General features: G+C 65.7%; 11 protein-coding genes and 1 tRNA gene. 2 read left to right on the top strand and 10 right to left on the bottom strand.

Annotation, left to right across the window (positions count from 1 at the left end):
* Positions 1-335 precede the first annotated feature (335 nt).
* The 10 genes from CW348_RS04000 to CW348_RS03955 form a co-directional block, all read right to left on the bottom strand.
* Positions 336-1,319: a DUF4190 domain-containing protein gene (locus CW348_RS04000; protein ID WP_016189241.1), complete on the bottom strand. Its 984-nt coding sequence runs from the start codon at positions 1,317-1,319 to the stop codon at positions 336-338.
* A 2,084-nt stretch (positions 1,320-3,403) separates the two neighbouring features.
* A complete protein-coding gene (locus CW348_RS03995; RefSeq protein ID WP_011293076.1) occupies positions 3,404-7,279 on the bottom strand; it encodes a DNA-directed RNA polymerase subunit beta' in 3,876 nt (1,291 codons plus the stop codon).
* 31 nt (positions 7,280-7,310) lie between these two features.
* Complete coding sequence (gene rpoB / locus CW348_RS03990) at positions 7,311-10,778, bottom strand: DNA-directed RNA polymerase subunit beta (protein ID WP_104612674.1); 3,468 nt, start codon at positions 10,776-10,778, stop codon at positions 7,311-7,313.
* 728 nt (positions 10,779-11,506) lie between these two features.
* Positions 11,507-11,899, bottom strand: coding sequence for a 50S ribosomal protein L7/L12 (gene rplL, locus CW348_RS03985; RefSeq protein WP_011293078.1), 393 nt, complete (start codon positions 11,897-11,899; stop codon positions 11,507-11,509).
* 132 nt (positions 11,900-12,031) lie between these two features.
* Entirely contained in the window at positions 12,032-12,559 is a 528-nt protein-coding gene (gene rplJ, locus CW348_RS03980; RefSeq protein ID WP_011293079.1) for a 50S ribosomal protein L10, read from the bottom strand.
* 461 nt (positions 12,560-13,020) lie between these two features.
* The gene (gene rplA / locus CW348_RS03975) at positions 13,021-13,728 is read right to left on the bottom strand and encodes a 50S ribosomal protein L1 (protein WP_011293080.1); all 708 of its coding nucleotides are present in this window, start codon (positions 13,726-13,728) and stop codon (positions 13,021-13,023) included.
* Between the two features lie 93 nt (positions 13,729-13,821).
* Positions 13,822-14,250, bottom strand: coding sequence for a 50S ribosomal protein L11 (gene rplK, locus CW348_RS03970; RefSeq protein WP_011293081.1), 429 nt, complete (start codon positions 14,248-14,250; stop codon positions 13,822-13,824).
* Between the two features lie 219 nt (positions 14,251-14,469).
* Entirely contained in the window at positions 14,470-15,222 is a 753-nt protein-coding gene (nusG, locus tag CW348_RS03965) for a transcription termination/antitermination protein NusG (RefSeq protein WP_011293082.1), read from the bottom strand.
* A gap of 132 nt (positions 15,223-15,354) precedes the next feature.
* Positions 15,355-15,600: a preprotein translocase subunit SecE gene (gene secE / locus CW348_RS03960; protein WP_011293083.1), complete on the bottom strand. Its 246-nt coding sequence runs from the start codon at positions 15,598-15,600 to the stop codon at positions 15,355-15,357.
* A gap of 47 nt (positions 15,601-15,647) precedes the next feature.
* A tRNA-Trp gene (locus CW348_RS03955) sits at positions 15,648-15,720 on the bottom strand.
* Between the two features lie 244 nt (positions 15,721-15,964).
* Between CW348_RS03955 and CW348_RS03950 the strand changes: the two genes are divergently transcribed.
* Positions 15,965-17,173, top strand: coding sequence for a pyridoxal phosphate-dependent aminotransferase (locus CW348_RS03950; protein ID WP_011293084.1), 1,209 nt, complete (start codon positions 15,965-15,967; stop codon positions 17,171-17,173).
* A 134-nt stretch (positions 17,174-17,307) separates the two neighbouring features.
* The gene (locus CW348_RS03945) at positions 17,308-18,336 is read left to right on the top strand and encodes an adenosine deaminase (protein WP_011293085.1); all 1,029 of its coding nucleotides are present in this window, start codon (positions 17,308-17,310) and stop codon (positions 18,334-18,336) included.
* The last annotated feature ends 24 nt before the right edge of the window (positions 18,337-18,360 follow it).

Here is an 18,360-nt window from a genome sequence, read left to right as displayed (position 1 = left end):
GTGGTCGATTGTTGTGGGAGGAGGTGTCACGCGCCGCTCTCCCCGTCGCCCGCATGCACAGGGACAGACACAAAAAGCGCACACGTGTGACCCGTAGACTCACGGGCACGAAGTTGGAGACTACCGAACCCCGATCACCCGGTCAAAATCGGGGTGACCTGGTCCGGTGTCCGCACTCCGCAGCCTCATGCTGCCGTAGGTCTTCTTCTAGTGTACGGCGTGTCAAGAGTGGTCGCGTTGATTTTTCGGTCCCCACGGACACGCTTTTCCCCAGCGTCAGCGAATTTTCGGTAAACCTCTCCTCTCCGCTGATGCCGGGGAAATGCCATGCCGACTCAGAACAGCAACACGTAGCCGACCACAGTGAGCACGCTCACAACAATCCCAATTGTCGCAAGTATGGTACCTGCTTTGACGAGTTGTTCGCCTTCAAGGTGTCCCTGGGAGTCGCGAATGTTCTTCTTCGCTTTGGGCCCCAGAACCAGGGCGACGACCGCCGGCAGGAGGCCGAGGCCCGGGAGCAGGGCGAAGATACCAAGCCACAAGGTCGCGGTGGCCAAGCCTTCGGTCTCGGGCCACACATCGATGTTGTCGTAGCCGGGGTAGTCCGCGGCTGACCCGCCGACCGGCTCGGTGAACCCGGGGAACTCCTTGGCGATCTTGTCCTTCCGCCGGGAGGCGCGAGCACCCCGATCGCGGACCGGTTCGGGATAGTACCGGTCATCGACGTCGTCGTAGTACTCGTCGTCCCCACCACGCCGGTCGTCGTAGGAGCGGTCCCCTTCCCCGCGCCATCCGCTGTCGTAGTCCTCGTCCCGGTCGTAGCGGCGATCCTCCGGGTAGTCGTCGTAGTCGCGGTCGTCGTAATCCGCGTCCCGGCTGCGCCCGTCGTACCCCAGTTCGTCGTAGCGGTCGCCTTCGAGAACCTCCTCGCTGAGATCGGGAGGCAGGGGGACAGCCCCGGTGTTCTCCTTAACGATCCCTTCCGCGAGGTCCCAGTTGTCGGCTTCGCTCTGAGAGGCCAGTTCCTTGCTGCGGGCCCGGCTCTGCTCGTTGGCGATCGCCAGCAGGGGATCCGCAGTCGACTGCTCCGACGTGTTCTTCTCACCAGGAGAGTCGTGCCGGGTCTCCTCGGCGTCGGTGGAGTCCTCGGCAGCACCGTTCCACCGGTCGTCCGCGGAATCCCGGGACGTGAAATCCGTCGTCTTCAACGAATCCCACGCCGCAGTCGCCTGCGGGTCGTGCGAGCTCGACAAGGGGTCCGAGGAGGTGTCGGTTCTGGAAGACCGCTGGGCAGCGCGTTCCGCGATCTCGCGCACGCTGTCCGGGAGTCGGGGATCATCCCGGCTGAAAGCCCACGTGTTTCCACTGCCGGTACCCAGGGAGCCGCCCAGCGAGGACTCTGCCGCAGAGCGTGACTCTCCCTGGTCTGACGGCCCGTAGCTGCCAGCAGAAGCCCCGCTGCCATCCAACGGACTGCTGCCTCCGGTGCCCAGCCCACTCCACGTGGACTCACCCAGCAGAGAGTCCGCAGCAGACCGCGGCTCCTCCCGCTCCACAGACTCAGCACCACCAGCAGAAGCCCCGCTGCCATCCAACGGGCTACTGCTTCCGGTGCCCAACCCGCTCCACGTGGACTCACCCAACGAAGACTCTGCCGCAGAGCGTGACTCTCCCTGGCCTGACGGCCCGTAGCTGCCAGCAGAAGCCCCGCCATCGCCCAACGGACTGCTGCTTCCGGTGCCCAGCCCACTCCACGTGGACTCACCCAACGAGGGCTCCGACGTCGGGCGCGGCTCTTCCCGCTCCACAACGCCCGGAGCACCAGAAGCCCCGCTGTCATCCAGCGGACTGCTGTCTCCGGCGCCTCGACCGCTCCACGTGGACTCACCCAGCAGAGAGTCCGCAGCAGACCGCGGCTCCTCCCGCTCCACAGACTCAGCACCACCAGCAGAAGCCCCGCTGCCATCCAACGGGCTACTGCTTCCGGTGCCCAGCCCACTCCACGTGGACTCACCCAACGAAGACTCTGCCGTAGAACGTGACTCTCCCTGGCCTGACGGCCCGTAGCTGCCAGCAGAAGCCCCGCCATCGCCCAACGGACTGCTGTCCTCGCTCTTCGCACCGCCCCAGCCGGGGTAGGGCGCATTGGCCTGTGTGCGGTAGGGAGGCACGATCCGGTTGGGGGCAAGCGGCGACTGCGCTTTGTCTCCGGTAGGGATGCGGTACACGCTCGTGGGATCAGGCGGCCGGTGGGGCTGCCCTCCTGAAGCCTCCGTGCTCTGTCCGGCGGGCGCCGTATCGGTGCTGCTTGCCGACGGCGTGTAGGGGTTCCCGATACCGGCGGAGTAACCGGGGAGGGTGCTGTCCGGCTTAGCCGACGGCCAGCCACCGGTGGCCCCTTCCGGTCCGCTTTCCTTGCCTGAAGGCTCTGCAGCCGCAGCGGGCTCGGACGGCTGACGACCGAACTCGTAGCCCGAGGTGGTGCCCGGAGCCGGATCCTCCAACCGGTACGTGGCCCCCCGCTCGCCCTCTGTCTTCACCGTCCACGTTCCGGTGGTGGAGGAGCCGCTGGATGGAGCGGACTCGGGGGAGGATGGCGAGCGTCCGAACTCGTAGCCCGAGGTGGTGCCTGGAGTTGGATCCTCCAACCGGTACGTGGCGCCTTGGGGGGTTGACGGGGTCGACTCAACTCCGGGGGAGAAGGTCGAGTGCGACGCACCGGAGGGGGTCGTTCCCGAGGGGTACAAGTCTTCGGGGCGGTAGGAGCGGGTCGAGAGATCGTAGGCAGAGCCGGGGCCGGAATCGTCGTCCAGGTCCCTGTCCTGGCCCGAAGCGGCACGTTCGGTCCCACTTTCCGCAAAGTCACGGTACGAGGGGACCCGGTCACGGGGAGGAAGGTCGAAGGGGTAGTCACCGCCCAACGACGGTGCCTGCGCGTCTCCGGACAGTCCTGTCCCACTCAACGCCGGAGGATACGGTTCGGCCATGCCGGGGGCGCCGCCCTGGTAGCCGCCCAAGCCCGGATAGCCGCCGCTGTTCGGGTAGCGAGGGGCCGACGGCGTGTCGGGGCGGTCCGACGCTCCCGTGTCTACGGAACCATCCTGGTTCTTCTGCCGCTCTTCATAGGGGTCTCGGTACTGTGCCTGAGTCCGGTACCGCTCCTCGCTGGGCTGAAACCAGGAACTCGTCTGCCGTTGAGACCGCTCCTGTCCGCCACTTGGTCGGTCCGGCACTCCCCCGTGCTCCGTCACTGCTTGTTCTCCCGACCGCTTCGCGCGCTTAACAGATTCTCCCAGAGTGAGTATGTCAACCGGTAACGACGGACGGCGGTAGTGCTGCCCGTTGTGAGATGCACTACCGCCGTCGTTCAGCTCAGCGAGACGTCACCAATCGTTCCGGGTTACCTGTTGTAGGACCCGAAATCGTAGTCCTCCAGCGGAACGGCCTCACCGGATCCCTGGCCGAAGGTGTACTCACTGGGCTCCTCGTAGGAGGAAACCGAGTACATCGAGGCCTTGGCCTCCTCAGTGGGCTCAACCCGGATGTTCCGGTACTGCGGCATACCGGTACCGGCCGGGATGAGCTTACCGATGATGACGTTCTCCTTGAGACCGAGCAGCGGGTCGCTCTTACCGTGAATGGCGTTCTCGGTGAGCACCCGGGTGGTCTCCTGGAAGGAGGCCGCGGAGAGCCACGATTCTGTGGCCAACGACGCCTTCGTGATGCCGAGGAGGACGGGACGAGCCGAAGCGGGTTGGCCGCCTTCGGCCACGACGCGGCGGTTGATCTCCTCGAACTTGGGACGTTCGATCATTTCGCCCGGCAGCAGCTTAGTGTCACCGGACTCGAGGACGTTCACCCGCTTGAGCATCTGCCGCACGATGATCTCGATGTGCTTGTCGTGGATCGAGACACCCTGCGACTTGTAGACCTCCTGGACCTCGGAGACGAGGTGCTGTTGCACCGCGCGCGGGCCGAGGATCCGCAGGATCTCGTGCGGGTTGACCGTACCCTGGACGAGCTGCTGACCGACTTCGACGCGCTGCCCGTCTTGGACAAGCAGCGGAGCCCGCATGGGCACCTGGTAGCTGACCTCGTCGGAGCCGTCGTCCGGGACGACAATGATCTTACGGCTCTTGTCGGTCTCCTCAATCCGGACCCGGCCCTCCACTTCGCTGATCGGGGCCACGCCCTTGGGGACGCGGGCCTCGAACAGCTCCTGGACACGGGGCAGACCGTGGGTGATGTCCTGACCCGCCGTACCACCCATGTGGAAGGTACGCATGGTCAGCTGGGTACCGGGCTCACCAATGGACTGGGCGGCGATGATACCGACAGCCTCACCGACGTCGACCGGCTTGCCTGTGGCCAGGGAGCGGCCGTAGCAGGTGGCGCACACCCCGATCTTGGACTCGCACACCAGTGCGCTGCGGATGCGGATCCGGGTGACCCCGGCGGCGAGCAGCTTGTCGATCAGCGCCTCGGTAGTGTCGCTCAGCTTGGTCGCGATGACCTTGCCGTCGACCACCACGTCTTCGGCGAGAGTCCGGCCGAAACCGGTGTTCTCGACGTTGTGCTTGCGCACAATCGTGCCGTCGGGGCGCCGTTCGCCGATCTCCTGCCACAGGAAACGGTCAGTGCCGCAGTCGACCTCGCGGACGATGACGTCCTGGGCGACGTCCACGAGACGACGGGTGAGGTATCCGGAGTCGGCGGTACGCAGCGCGGTGTCCGCCAGACCCTTCCGCTGGCCGTGGGTGGAGATGAAGTACTCCAGCACCGTTAGGCCCTCGCGGTACGAGGACTTGATCGGCCGCGGAATCGTCTCACCCTTGGTGTTGGAGACCAGGCCGCGGATAGCGGCGATCTGCCGGACCTGCAGCGGGTTACCGCGGGATCCGGAGTTGACCATCATCCAGACCGGGTTGTCCGGAGGCGAGTTCTCCTCCATGTCCTTGGCCACTTCGTCCGTGGCCTTGGTCCAGATGTGGATCAGCTCCTGGCGGCGTTCGTCGTCGCTGATCAGACCACGCTCGTACTGGCGCTGGATCTTCTGGGCCTGCTGCTCGTACTTGTCGAGGATCTGCTGCTTGTTCGGCGGCGGGATCACATCGCTGATGCTGATGGTCAGCCCCGAACGGGTCGCCCAGTAGTATCCGGCGTCCTTGAGGGCGTCCAGGGTGGTAGCCACCTGGACCTTCGAGTACTTCTCCGCCAGTTCGGTCACCAGCGCGGACAACTGCTTCTTGCCCATCTGCTGGTTGACGAACGGGTAGTCCTCGGGCGTGGTCTCGTTGAACAGGTACCGGCCGAGGGTGGTCTCCAGGATGTACGGCTGGCCCGGCTGGTAGTCCTCGGGCGGCTCCCAGTTCACCGGCGGCACCGTGTCGCCCTCGACCCGCAGTTTGATCTTCGCTTGCAGGTCGAGTTCGCCGAGGTCGTAGGCCATGATGGCCTCGCCGATGTTGCTGAACGCCCGGCCTTCTCCCTTCGCACCCTCCTTCATGGTGGTCAGGTAGTACAGGCCGATGACCATGTCCTGGGTGGGCATGGTGACCGGCTTGCCGTCGGAGGGCTTGAGGATGTTGTTCGTGGCGAGCATCAGGATGCGCGCCTCGGCCTGGGCCTCCGCCGACAGCGGCAGGTGGACCGCCATCTGGTCGCCGTCGAAGTCCGCGTTGAACGCGGTGCAGACGAGCGGGTGGATCTGGATGGCCTTGCCCTCGACCAACTGCGGTTCGAACGCCTGGATGCCCAGGCGGTGCAGGGTCGGCGCCCGGTTGAGCAGGACGGGGTGCTCGGAGATGACTTCCTCCAGCACGTCCCACACCACGGGCCGGGCCCGCTCCACCATGCGTTTGGCGCTCTTGATGTTCTGCGCATGGTTCAGGTCGACCAGGCGCTTCATCACGAACGGCTTGAACAGCTCCAGCGCCATCTGCTTGGGCAGGCCGCACTGGTGCAGCTTGAGCTGCGGGCCGACCACGATGACCGAGCGGCCAGAGTAGTCGACGCGCTTACCCAGCAGGTTCTGGCGGAACCGTCCCTGCTTGCCCTTGAGCATGTCGGACAGGGACTTGAGCGGACGGTTGCCCGGACCGGTGACGGGGCGGCCGCGGCGGCCGTTGTCGAACAGCGCGTCAACGGCCTCCTGGAGCATGCGCTTCTCGTTGTTGACGATGATCTCGGGCGCGCCGAGGTCGAGAAGCCGCTTGAGCCGGTTGTTGCGGTTGATGACCCGACGGTACAGGTCGTTCAGGTCGGAGGTGGCGAAGCGGCCACCGTCGAGCTGAACCATGGGACGCAGGTCCGGCGGGATCACCGGGACGCAGTCCAGCACCATGCCCATCGGGCTGTTGCGGGTGTTGAGGAACGCCGAGACGACCTTGAGCCGCTTGAGGGCGCGGGCCTTCTTCTGGCCCTTGCCTGTGCGGATGATCTCGCGGAGCTTCTCGGCTTCGGCCTCCAGGTCGAAGTTGGCCAGCCGCTCCTTGATCGCCTGGGCGCCCATACCGCCGCGGAAGTACTTGCCGAAGCGGTCCCGCATTTCGCGGTAGAGCTGCTCATCGCCTTCGAGGTCCTGGACCTTGAGGTTCTTGAAGCGGTTCCAGACCTCTTCGAGGCGGTCGATCTCCCGCTGGGCGCGGTCGCGGATCTGCCGGATCTCCCGCTCGGCGGCCTCGCGCACCTTGCGGCGGGCATCCGCCTTGGCGCCCTGTTCCTCCAGTTCGGCCAGGTCGGCTTCGAGCTTGCGGTGGCGCTCCTCGATCGCGGAGTCGCGGCGCTGCTCGAGGTGCTGCCGCTCGACGGAGATCTGGGCTTCCAGGGACGGCAGGTCGCGCTCGCGGGCCTCGGTGTCCACCCAGGTGACCATGTAGGCCGCGAAGTAGATGACCTTCTCCAGGTCCTTGGGTGCGAGGTCGAGGAGGTAGCCCAGGCGGCTGGGCACGCCCTTGAAGTACCAGATGTGGGTGACGGGAGCGGCCAGCTCGATGTGGCCCATGCGTTCCCGCCGCACCTTGGCCCGCGTGACCTCGACACCGCAGCGTTCGCAAATGATGCCCTTGAAGCGGACCCGCTTGTACTTACCGCAGTAGCACTCCCAGTCCCGGGTCGGACCGAAGATCTTCTCGCAGAAGAGTCCGTCCTTTTCGGGCTTGAGGGTCCGGTAGTTGATGGTTTCCGGCTTTTTGACCTCGCCGTGCGACCACTGACGGATGTCGTCAGCGGTCGCGAGACCAATCCGGAGCTCGTCGAAGAAGTTGACGTCGAGCACTTAATTCGTCCCCTGCTCTTGGATCGCGGAATCAGACCTCTTCGACACTGCTCGGCTCACGCCGACCAAGGTCGATACCCAGTTCTTCGGCCGCACGGAAGACGTCTTCCTCGCTGTCGCGCATCTCGATGGACATGCCGTCGCGGGAGAGAACTTCCACGTTGAGGCAGAGCGACTGCATCTCCTTGATGAGCACCTTGAAGGACTCGGGGATGCCGGGCTCGGGGATGTTCTCGCCCTTGACGATGGCCTCGTAGACCTTGACGCGACCGTTGATGTCGTCGGACTTGATGGTGAGCAGCTCTTGCAGGGCGTAGGCAGCGCCGTAGGCCTCGAGCGCCCACACCTCCATCTCGCCGAAGCGCTGTCCACCGAACTGCGCCTTACCACCCAGCGGCTGCTGGGTGATCATCGAGTACGGGCCGGTGGACCGGGCGTGGATCTTGTCGTCCACGAGGTGGTGCAGCTTCAGGAAGTAGGCGTAGCCGACCGCGACCGGCTCCTTGAACGGTTCGCCGGTGCGTCCGTCGTACAGCTTGGCCTTGCCGAACTTGTTGACCAGGATGTCGCCGTCCTGGTCGGGCAGGACGCAGCTCAGCAGACCGCTGATCTCGTCTTCCCGGGCACCGTCGAAGACGGGCGTCGCGACCTTGGAGTTGGGCGGTGCCTCGTGTGCCCCGATGTCACGCAGCCGGCGCTTCCATTCGGCGTCGTCGCCTTCGACCTTCCACCCGTGTTTCGCGAGCCACCCGAGGTGCATTTCCATGATCTGGCCGATGTTCATCCGGCCAGGCACACCCAGCGGGTTGAGCACGATGTCCACGGGGGTGCCGTCCTCCAGGAAGGGCATGTCTTCCTTGGGGAGGATCTTGGCGATGACACCCTTGTTGCCGTGCCGTCCGGCGAGCTTGTCGCCATCGGTGATCTTGCGCTTCTGGGCCACGTAGACGCGGACCAGTTCGTTCACGCCCGGAGGAAGCTCGTCGCCTTCCTCGCGGCTGAAGACGCGCACACCGATGACCTTGCCGGACTCACCGTGCGGCACCTTCAAGGAGGTGTCGCGGACCTCGCGGGCCTTCTCCCCGAAGATCGCGCGGAGCAGGCGCTCCTCCGGGGTCAGCTCGGTCTCACCCTTGGGCGTGACCTTACCGACGAGGATGTCACCGTCGGCGACCTCGGCACCGATGCGGATGATGCCGCGTTCGTCGAGGTCGGCGAGGACTTCCTCGCTGACGTTGGGGATCTCGCGGGTGATCTCCTCGGGGCCCAGCTTGGTCTCGCGCGCGTCGACCTCGTGTTCCTCGATGTGGATCGAGGAGAGGATGTCCTCTTCGACCAGGCGCTGGGACAGCACGATGGCGTCCTCGTAGTTGTGGCCCTCCCAGGACATGTACGCCACGAGGAGGTTCTTGCCGAGCGCCATCTCACCGGCCTCGGTGGACGGTCCGTCGGCGAGCACCTGGCCTTCCTCGACCCGCTGGCCTTCTTCGACGATGGGGCGCTGGTTGAAGCAGGTGCCCTGGTTGGTGCGGCGGAACTTGTGGACCCGGTAGGTCTTGCGGGTGCCGTCGTCGGCCAGGACGGTGATGTAGTCGGCGGTGACGTCCTCGACGACACCGGACTTCTCCGCCAGGATGACGTCGCCGGCGTCGGTGGCCGCGCGGTACTCCATACCGGTACCCACGAGCGGGGCCTCGGCACGCAGCAGTGGCACCGCCTGACGCTGCATGTTGGAGCCCATGAGCGCCCGGTTGGCGTCGTCGTGCTCCAGGAACGGGATCATGGCGGTGGCGACCGACACCATCTGCCGCGGGGAGATGTCCATGTAGTGGACTTCTTCCGCGGCGACGGACTCGAACTCCCCGCCCTTGCGGCGTGCCAGCACCTGGGACTCCGCGAAGGTCCCGTCGGGGTTGACCGGGGTGTTCGCCTGGGCGATGACGTACCGGTCCTCTTCGTCCGCGGTGAGGTAGACCACCTCGTCGGTGATCCGGCCGTCGACCACCTTGCGGTAGGGGGTCTCGATGAACCCGAAGGAGTTGACCCGGGCGTAGGCCGCAAGCGAGCCGATGAGGCCGATGTTCGGGCCTTCCGGTGTCTCGATCGGGCACATGCGGCCGTAGTGCGACGGGTGGACGTCGCGGACCTCGAAGCCCGCCCGCTCACGGGACAGACCGCCCGGTCCCAGCGCGGAGAGGCGGCGCTTGTGGGTCAGGCCGGCCAGCGGGTTGGTCTGGTCCATGAACTGGGAGAGCTGGCTGGTGCCGAAGAACTCCCGGATGGAGGCGACGACCGGACGGATGTTGATCAGCGTCTGCGGCGTTATCGCCTCGACGTCCTGGGTGGTCATGCGCTCCCGGACGACCCGTTCCATGCGGGCCAGCCCCAGGCGGACCTGGTTCTGGATGAGCTCACCGACGGTACGCAGCCGGCGGTTACCGAAGTGGTCGATGTCGTCGACCTCGATCGGGAAGGTGCCGTGCGGACGCACCAGCTCCTTCTCCCCGGCGTGCAGCCGGACGAGGTAGTCGACGGTGGCGACGATGTCCTCTTCGGTGAGCGTCCCCTGGGTGATGTCGATCTCCAACCCCAGCTTCTTGTTGATCTTGTAGCGGCCGACCTTGGCGAGGTCGTAGCGCTTGGGGTTGAAGTACAGGTTTTCCAGCAGAGCCTGCGCGGCCTCCTTCGTGGGAGGCTCGCCCGGGCGGAGCTTGCGGTAGATGTCCAGCAGCGCGTCGTCGGTCCCCGCAGTGGGGTCCTTCTCCAGGGTGGCGCGGATGGACTCGTACTCGCCGAAGCGTTCCAGGATCTGGTCGGTGGTCCAGCCCAGCGCCTTGAGCAGGATGGTGACAGCCTGCTTGCGCTTGCGGTCGATACGGACACCGACGAAGTCGCGCTTGTCGATCTCGAATTCCAGCCAGGCTCCACGGGACGGGATGATCTTGCACCCGTAGAGCTCCTTGTCGGAGGACTTGTCCATCTGGCTGTCGAAGTACACGCCAGGCGAGCGGACAAGCTGGGAGACGACGACACGCTCGGTGCCGTTGATGATGAACGTGCCCTTGGCGGTCATGAGCGGGAAGTCGCCCATGAACACCGTCTGGCTCTTGATCTCACCCGTGTCGTTGTTGATGAACTCCGCCGTCACAAACATCGGGGCGGAGTAGGTCATGTCCTTGTCCTTGCACTCCTCTTCGGAGTACTTGGGAGGCTCGAACCGATGGTCGCGGAACGACAGCGACATCGTGCCCGAGAAGTCCTCGATCGGACTGATCTCTTCGAAGATCTCTTCCAGGCCGGACTGCTCCGGAATGTCCTTACGGCCGGCTTTGCGGGCCGCTTCGACTCGGGCACGCCACCTCTCGTTGCCGAGCAGCCAGTCGAAGGACTCGGTCTGCAGGGCAAGGAGGTTCGGGACCTCAAGTGGTTCCTTGATGCGAGCGAAAGAAACGCGGTTCGGACCAAGGGCGTTAGCGGAGGCGATGCGCGAGGCTGCCAACAGGGGTCCTTCCGAAGGCTTGTGGCGGTTGATGCGCGCGCACGCCGGACGTTCCAATGCCGAAGAGCCACCAGACAGGGGTGGATCTACGGGTGCGAGAACCGTGCGGGCCGGGCTAGGTCAGTTGAGGATCAAGCCCGCAGACACACGGACTCTCCACAGGAAACGTCAAAGGGCAGCGCAAAAGGGCAGTGTAGCCGAATGCTACACCGCTGTCCACCAGTGTGCCTCGCGGCCACTCAAAGACATCTGGCAGCATCCCTGTTGCGGGCCGATTCGTCAAGCCCAGAGAGGGCATTCCGACCAGTTCCGGCAGAGTGAGAGGATACACAGCCCCTAAGAGGTGTGAGCTAATCAACATCGGGGAAAGAAGAAAAGTTCACGGTGTCGTCAAGAAATCCCCACTTCTCTGCCAGCTTCCCGGTTCGTCCGGCCCCACCGGGGGACGCCGCCGCACGAGAAGGCACGGTCAGCACGGCACCGCCCCGGTACCGCGCCCCGACTCACCCTCGGGGTTGCCGCTGCCCCTCGCCTCGCTGCACTACCCATCCACGCGATCGTGATTTAAATCACACAATCGTGGTAGAGGGCTCTCTGGCCCACTGTCGTGTTCTCCCCTGCCGCCGGCCACGCAGGCGCTCCCGGACACGCTCCCCGTGCCGCAGCCCAGAAAACAACGAAGGCGGCCGCCCCGCAAGGGGCAGCCGCCCGCCATAGCCGAAAAAGGCTTACTTCAGGGTCACGGTAGCGCCGGCACCCTCGAGGGCAGCCTTGGCCTTCTCCGCGGTCTCCTTGTTGACGCCCTCCAGCACCGGCTTGGGGGCGCTGTCGACCAGGTCCTTGGCGTCCTTGAGACCCAGGTTGGTGAGGCCGCGGACCTCCTTGATGACCTGGATCTTCTTGTCGCCAGCGGACTCGAGGATGACGTCGAACTCGTCCTTCTCCTCCTCAACAGCGGCCTCGCCGCCACCGCCACCGGCGGGAGCAGCGGCAACCACCGCAGCAGGAGCAGCAGCGGTGACGTCGAACTTCTCCTCGAACAGCTTGACGAACTCGGAGAGCTCCAGGAGAGTCATCTCCTCGAACGCGCTGAGCAGCTCCTCGTGGCTGAGCTTCGCCATGGTTGAGATCTCTCTTTCTCTACCGGCAGCCGCGCTCTGCGACGCGGCACCGAGCCTGCAACGCCGACGCGGACTGCGCCGGCCACGGACAGAAGATGCGGAACCTCCCCCACCGCGGAGAAGGCCGCGGGTCTACTGAGACTCCCCTCGCTTGTCCGCCAGCGCCTGGACCAGCCGCACAGCCTTGGACGGCAGCGCCTGGAACACGGCGGCAGCCTGGCTCTGCTTGGCCTTGAACGCGCCAGCGAGCTTCGAGAGGAGCACCTCGCGGGATTCGAGATCGGCCAGCTTGGTGATCTCTTCGGGCGTCATCGGCTTGCCGTCGATGAGGCCGCCCTTGATCACCAGCGCCGCGTTCTCCTTGGCGAAGTCACGCAGCCCTTTGGCTGCCTCCACCACGTCGCCCTTGACGAAGGCGATGGCGGAGGGACCCTTGAGCAGGTCGAGGACCTCGCTGTCCGTCACGCCGGCCTCTTTGGCCGCGATCTTGGTCAGCGTGTTCTTCGCCACACGGAAGCGTGCGTTCTGGCCGAGGCTGCGACGCAGCTCGGTGAGCTGCGCAACAGTGAGCCCGCGGTATTCGGTCAGCACGGCGCCGCTCGAGGTCTGGAATTCCTCCTTGAGCTCGGCGACCACTGCTGCCTTATCCGGCCTCGGCATGGGTCTCCTTCCAACGGTGAACACCGGTCGAGATCCCCGTGCGGCAAGCAGCGCGGTCGCGAAAGAATAAAGCCCCGGCACAAGCGCAGCGGGGCCCAGGATCGCGGACGCGGTGGACCACGTCACGGATCCGGAAGCTCACAGCAACCTGCGCGGGCCGCCCGACTGTTGCGGGACCTTAGGCCACCTCACGGGTGACGACCAGCGGTCTTCGGCAGTGTTCCATGCTAGGCGATAAGCAGAGCCGAGTCGAACGGGATCCTGCCCACACCATCTCAGCCGCAGCTCCGGGCACCTGCCCGCCCCGCCGTTCTGCCCCAGCGCTAGGGCGGAAGCTGCACCGTGCCAGGACATTGCCCGGATCGCGCATCCCACCTAGCGGCATATATATGGCGCAATTCACAGAAAACGGGCGCCTCGACAGTGTCGAGTGCGCCCGTTACCACCTCTGCGCTGAAACGTCAGGCAGCCTTCGCCGCCTCACGCGTGGCATTCGGGTCGACCGGGATACCGGGGCCCATCGTGGTGGTCAAGGTGATCTTCTTGATGTAGCGCCCCTTCGCAGCGGACGGCTTGAGCCGCAGCACCTCGTCGACGGCGGCCAGGTAGTTCTCCAGCAGCTTCTGCTCGTCGAAGGAGACCTTGCCGATGATGAGGTGGAGGTTGCCGTGGCGGTCGACGCGGAACTCGATCTTGCCGCCCTTGATGTCGGAGACCGCCTTGGCCACGTCCATGGTGACCGTGCCGGTCTTCGGGTTGGGCATGAGGCCGCGCGGACCGAGGATGCGGCCCAGGCGACCGATCTTGCCCATCATGTCGGGGGTGGCCACGACCGCGTCGAAGTCGAGGAAGCCCTGCTGGATCCGCTCGACCAGGTCGTCGTCGCCCACGTAGTCGGCGCCTGCGGCCCGGGCCTGCTCGGCACGCTCACCGGCAGCGAAGACCAGGACCCGGGCGGTCTTGCCGGTGCCGTGGGGCAGGTTGACGGTGCCGCGCACCATCTGGTCGGCCTTACGCGGGTCGACACCCAGCCGCATAGCGACCTCGACGGTCGCGTCGAACTTGACGGTGCTGGTCTCCTTGGCCAACCGGACAGCTTCGGCGGGCGTGTAGAGCCGAGTGCGGTCGATCTGCTCAGCCGCCTTGCGGTAGCTCTTGCTGCGCTTCACGGGTACTCCTGGGAAAGGCTTGTGGTGTGGGCCAGCGCCTGGCCCTGCCACGGAGGAACAAAGAGAAAAAGACAGTCGCCGGAAGGCGCCTGACTACTTGACTTCGATGCCCATGGAGCGGGCGGTGCCGGCGATGATCTTCTCGGCGGCTTCCAGGCTGGTGGTGTTCAGGTCAGGGAGCTTGGTCTGTGCGATCTCGCGGACCTGGTCCCGCGTGATCGAACCGGCGACGCTGCGGCTCGGCGTGCTGGCCCCCTTCTCCAGCCCGGCGGCCTTGAGGATCAGCGCAGGCGCCGGAGGCGTCTTGGTGACGAAGCTGAAGGAGCGGTCCTCGTAGATAGAGATTTCTACGGGGATGATGTTGCCGCGCTGGGATTCTGTAGCAGCGTTGTACTGCTTGCAGAATTCCATGATGTTGACGCCGTGCGGACCAAGCGCGGTACCGACAGGCGGCGCCGGAGTGGCCTGACCAGCGGGAAGCTGGACCTTAACCACAGCCGCAAGCTTCTTCTTCGGAGGCATTTCGGGTCCTTGTCTTACATCTCGGGTTGATCATGGCCCCTCGCCCCGCCTGCGTAGCGGGGCACACGGCGGCCCAGGGCAGGGCAGCCGGGATTTCCTGCCCCCGGAACGTGGCGGGGGCGGCTCGGTGACCGCGGGGACCGTTCGGTCGTCTTCCAGCCTTACGGGCCAGTGCATGACGGGCCCACCGAGGTGGACCCGTCAAGTCTAAGCGAACTGTCAGATCTTGGAGACCTGGTTGAATCCCAGTTCCACCGGTGTCTCCCGCCCGAAGATCGACACCAACACCTTGAGCTTCTGGGTGTCGGGGTTGACCTCGCTGACGGTGGCGGGAAGCGTGGCGAAGGGACCGTCCATCACGGTGACTGACTCGCCGATCTCGTATTCGACCTCGCCACGAGGCTCGGCTTCCTTCTTCGCCTGCTCCTCTTCCGTCTCGGGCTCGGGCGCCAACAGTTCCGCAACCTCGTCGAGGCTCAGCGGGACAGGGCGGTTCGACAGACCCACGAAACCGGTGACGCCAGGCGTGTGCCGGACGGCCGCCCAGGACTCGTCGGTGAGTTCCATGCGGACCAGCACGTAGCCGGGCAGCACCTTCTCGGTGACCTGCTGTCGCTTGCCGCTCTTGACCTCAGTGACCTCCTGCGTAGGCACCTCAACCTGGAAAATGTAGTCCTCCATGTTGAGGGACTGCGTGCGGTTCTCCAGGTTGGCCTTCACCCGGTTCTCGTAGCCCGCGTAGGTGTGCACGACGTACCATTCGCCGGGCAGCAGCCGAAGCTCGGCTTTGAACTCCTCGATCGGGTCGAGCTCGGGAGTCTGGTCCTTGGAGGTGTCGCTCTCCTGGGCCTCGACTTCGTCGGCAACCTCAGCAGCTTCCGCCTGCTCGGCACGCGGACCGGTCTCTTCCGCCGACGACTGATCCCGCTCCTCGTTGGGGAGGTCGTCAGAGGTCAGTGGGGACTCGGACACGGCTGCTCTTTCTCTCGTCGGATTAAGCGCTCACTACTGGCTTCGAAAACACAAGAGGCCAGCACTGTCAGCTTATGGTCTCACCCGAGGCGATGAGACCTTTCTGACCGTGCCGACCTCGGATATGCCGGGTTAGGCTGCCTGGCCCACCAGGCCATACAGCCAGGTGACGCCTTCGCCGAAGCCGAAGTTCACGAGGGACACATAGCCGATCATGATCAGCACGAACACGATGACCACAACGGTGTAGGTAAAGAGTTCGCGCTGAGTTGGCCAGCGGACCTTACGGAGTTCAGCGACGACCTGCTTGGTGAAGGTCACCGGACCGGTACGACGCTTCCGCTCCCCGCTCTTGGCGCCCGTGTCAGTCTGTGCCACCTCAGGTCCTTAGGGCTCGGGACACTCTGCTCTCAGAGTCTCGTTTGCAGGGCAGAAGGGACTCGAACCCCCAACCGCCGGTTTTGGAGACCGGTGCTCTACCAATTGAGCTACTGCCCTTGGCCATGCCTGACTACACGATAACCGGTTACCGGCTTCCACGGCCAGATAGCCCGCAGTCGTCGGCTGCGAACCGGCTATCAGTGGCCAGAGTCTATGCCAACTCTGTGCCTATAACCAACTCGGATTCCGTTATCGCTGGTAAGCAAGGTGCAGCGGAGAGTGACACCCGGGTGACTTTCGTCCTTTCCCGTCGGCCTACCGGAGTATCAAACTCCGGAAGCAGGCATGGAACGATGGAGCCATGACTGACCGACCTCGTATCTCCGCACGCATCGGCGGTATCTCCGAGTCAGCGACCCTGGCGGTGGACGCCAAGGCCAAGGCCCTGAAGGCCGCTGGGCATCCCGTGATCGGCTTCGGCGCCGGGGAGCCTGACTTCCCCACGCCCGACTACATCGTGGAGGCAGCGGTCGCCGCCTGCCGCGACTCGCGCTTCCACCGCTACACCCCGGCGGGAGGCCTCCCCGAACTCAAGGAAGCCATCGCGGCTAAGACGCTGCGCGACTCCGGCTACCGGGTGGAGCCGAACCAAGTCCTGGTCACCAACGGCGGCAAGCAAGCGATCTACGAGGCGTTCGCCACGCTGCTCGATCCGGGCGACGAGGTCATCGTGATCGCGCCCTACTGGACCACCTACCCTGAATCGATCCGGCTGGCCGGAGGAACCCCGGTCTACGTGGTCACCGACGAGTCCACTGGCTACCTGGCCACGGTCGAGCAGCTGGAGGCGGCCCGCACCGACCGCACCAAGGTGCTGCTGTTCGTCTCCCCCTCGAACCCGACCGGCGCGGTGTACTCGCCCGAGCAGGTCCGCGAGATCGGCCGGTGGGCCCTCGAACACAACCTGTGGGTGCTCACCGACGAGATCTACGAGCACCTCGTCTACGGGGACGCCCGGTTCTCCTCGATGCCGGTGGAAGTTCCGGAACTGGCCGACCGCACCGTGGTGGTCAACGGGGTGGCCAAGACCTACGCCATGACCGGGTGGCGGGTCGGCTGGCTCATCGGCCCCGTGGACGTGGTCAAGGCTGCGACCAACCTGCAGTCGCACGCCACCTCCAATGTGGCCAACGTCTCGCAGGCCGCGGCTCTGGCAGCGGTCTCCGGCGACCTGTCGGCCGTGGAGGAGATGAAGCAGGCCTTCGACCGGCGGCGGCAGACCATTGTGCGGATGCTCAACGAGATCCCCGGTGTGGTGTGCCCCGAGCCCCAGGGCGCGTTCTACGCCTACCCGTCGGTCAAGGAGATCCTCGGCAAGGAGATCCGCGGTCAGCGTCCGCAGACCTCCAGCGAGCTGGCGTCGCTGATCCTGGAGCACGCCAAGGTCGCGGTGGTCCCGGGCGAGGCGTTCGGCACTCCGGGCTACCTGCGGTTGTCCTACGCGTTGAGCGACGCCGATCTGGTCGAAGGGGTCAGCCGGATCGCCAAGCTGCTGAGCGAAGCCCACTGACCGGCGTCAGGTGCGGCGCCTCGCGGCTGTGCGGGGCAGGTGGCCGTACCAGCTGAGCCGTCCGTCCTCGAGGCGGACGGCTTCTTTCGTTTCATTGGGCACCATTGGGAGACGCTTTACGGCACCCTTGTGTCATGAGACGTCCCATCGAACAACTTCCCAAAGCCCACCTCCACCTGCACTTCACCGGTTCGATGCGGCATTCCACCCTGATCGAGCTGGCAGCCAAGCACGGGGTGCACCTGCCGCACGCGCTGGTCGAGGAGTGGCCGCCGAAGCTGCGTGCCACCGACGAACGGGGCTGGTTCCGCTTCCAGCGGCTCTACGACATCGCCCGTTCGGTGCTGCAAACCCCCGACGACCTGTACCGGCTGCTGCGGGAGACCGCCGAGGACGAGCGGGCTGCCGGTGCCGGCTGGCTGGAGATCCAGGTGGATCCCAGCGGGTATGCGTCCCGTTTCGGTGGTCTGACCGCCACGCTCGAGTTGATCCTGGACGCCGCGCAGGTTGCGGAGGCGGCGACCGGGGTGGGGATCGGGGTGATGGTGGCGGCCAACCGGACCAAGCATCCGCTGGACGCCAAGACCCTGGCCCGGCTGGCGGTCCAGTACGCGGGCCGCGGGGTCGTGTCTTTCGGGTTGAACAATGACGAGCGGCGCGGGCGGGCCCTGGATTTCGAGGGCGCGTTCCGGATTGCGCGCCGGGCCGACCTGCTGCTGGCGCCGCACGGCGGGGAGTTGAGCGGGCCGCGGAGTGTGCGCGAGTGCCTGGACATGCTGCAGGCCGACCGCATCGGGCACGGGGTGCGCGCGGTCGAAGACCCTGTCCTGGTGGAGCGGCTGGCCGCGCAGGAGGTGACCCTCGAAGTGTGTCCGACCTCGAACGTCAGTCTCGGGGTGGTCGACGAGCTCGAGGAGGTCCCGCTTCGCCGGTTGTTCGACGCGGGGGTGCCGGTCGCGCTCGGCGCCGACGACCCGCTGCTGTTCGGTCCCCGGCTGGCCGAGCAGTACCACATCGCCCGGGAGGTCTTCGGCTTCTCTGATGCGGAGCTGGCCGAACTGGCCCGGATGTCGATCCGCGCGTCCGGTGCCCCGGAGGCGCGGAAGAAGGAGATGCTCGCCGGAGTGGACGCCTGGCTGGCAGCCCCGCCCGCCCGCTCCTAGGCCCTGCGGGTGAGGCTGCCGGCC

This window comes from Thermobifida sp. (genome assembly GCF_017577275.1).
Lineage (GTDB): Bacteria > Actinomycetota > Actinomycetes > Streptosporangiales > Streptosporangiaceae > Thermobifida > Thermobifida fusca.
The sequence above is the reverse complement of the archived record's forward strand: the minus strand, read 5'-3'. Positions and strand labels throughout refer to the sequence as shown.

Bases quoted from the DNA above. Each gene is read 5' to 3' on its own strand.
- rplL (WP_011293078.1), bottom strand. From the start codon at position 11,899: ATGGCGAAGCTCAGCCACGAGGAGCTGCTCAGCGCGTTCGAGGAGATG.
- rplJ (WP_011293079.1), bottom strand. From the start codon at position 12,559: ATGCCGAGGCCGGATAAGGCAGCAGTGGTCGCCGAGCTCAAGGAGGAA.
- rplK (WP_011293081.1), bottom strand. From the start codon at position 14,250: ATGCCTCCGAAGAAGAAGCTTGCGGCTGTGGTTAAGGTCCAGCTTCCC.
- CW348_RS03950 (WP_011293084.1), top strand. From the start codon at position 15,965: ATGACTGACCGACCTCGTATCTCCGCACGCATCGGCGGTATCTCCGAG.
- CW348_RS03945 (WP_011293085.1), top strand. From the start codon at position 17,308: ATGAGACGTCCCATCGAACAACTTCCCAAAGCCCACCTCCACCTGCAC.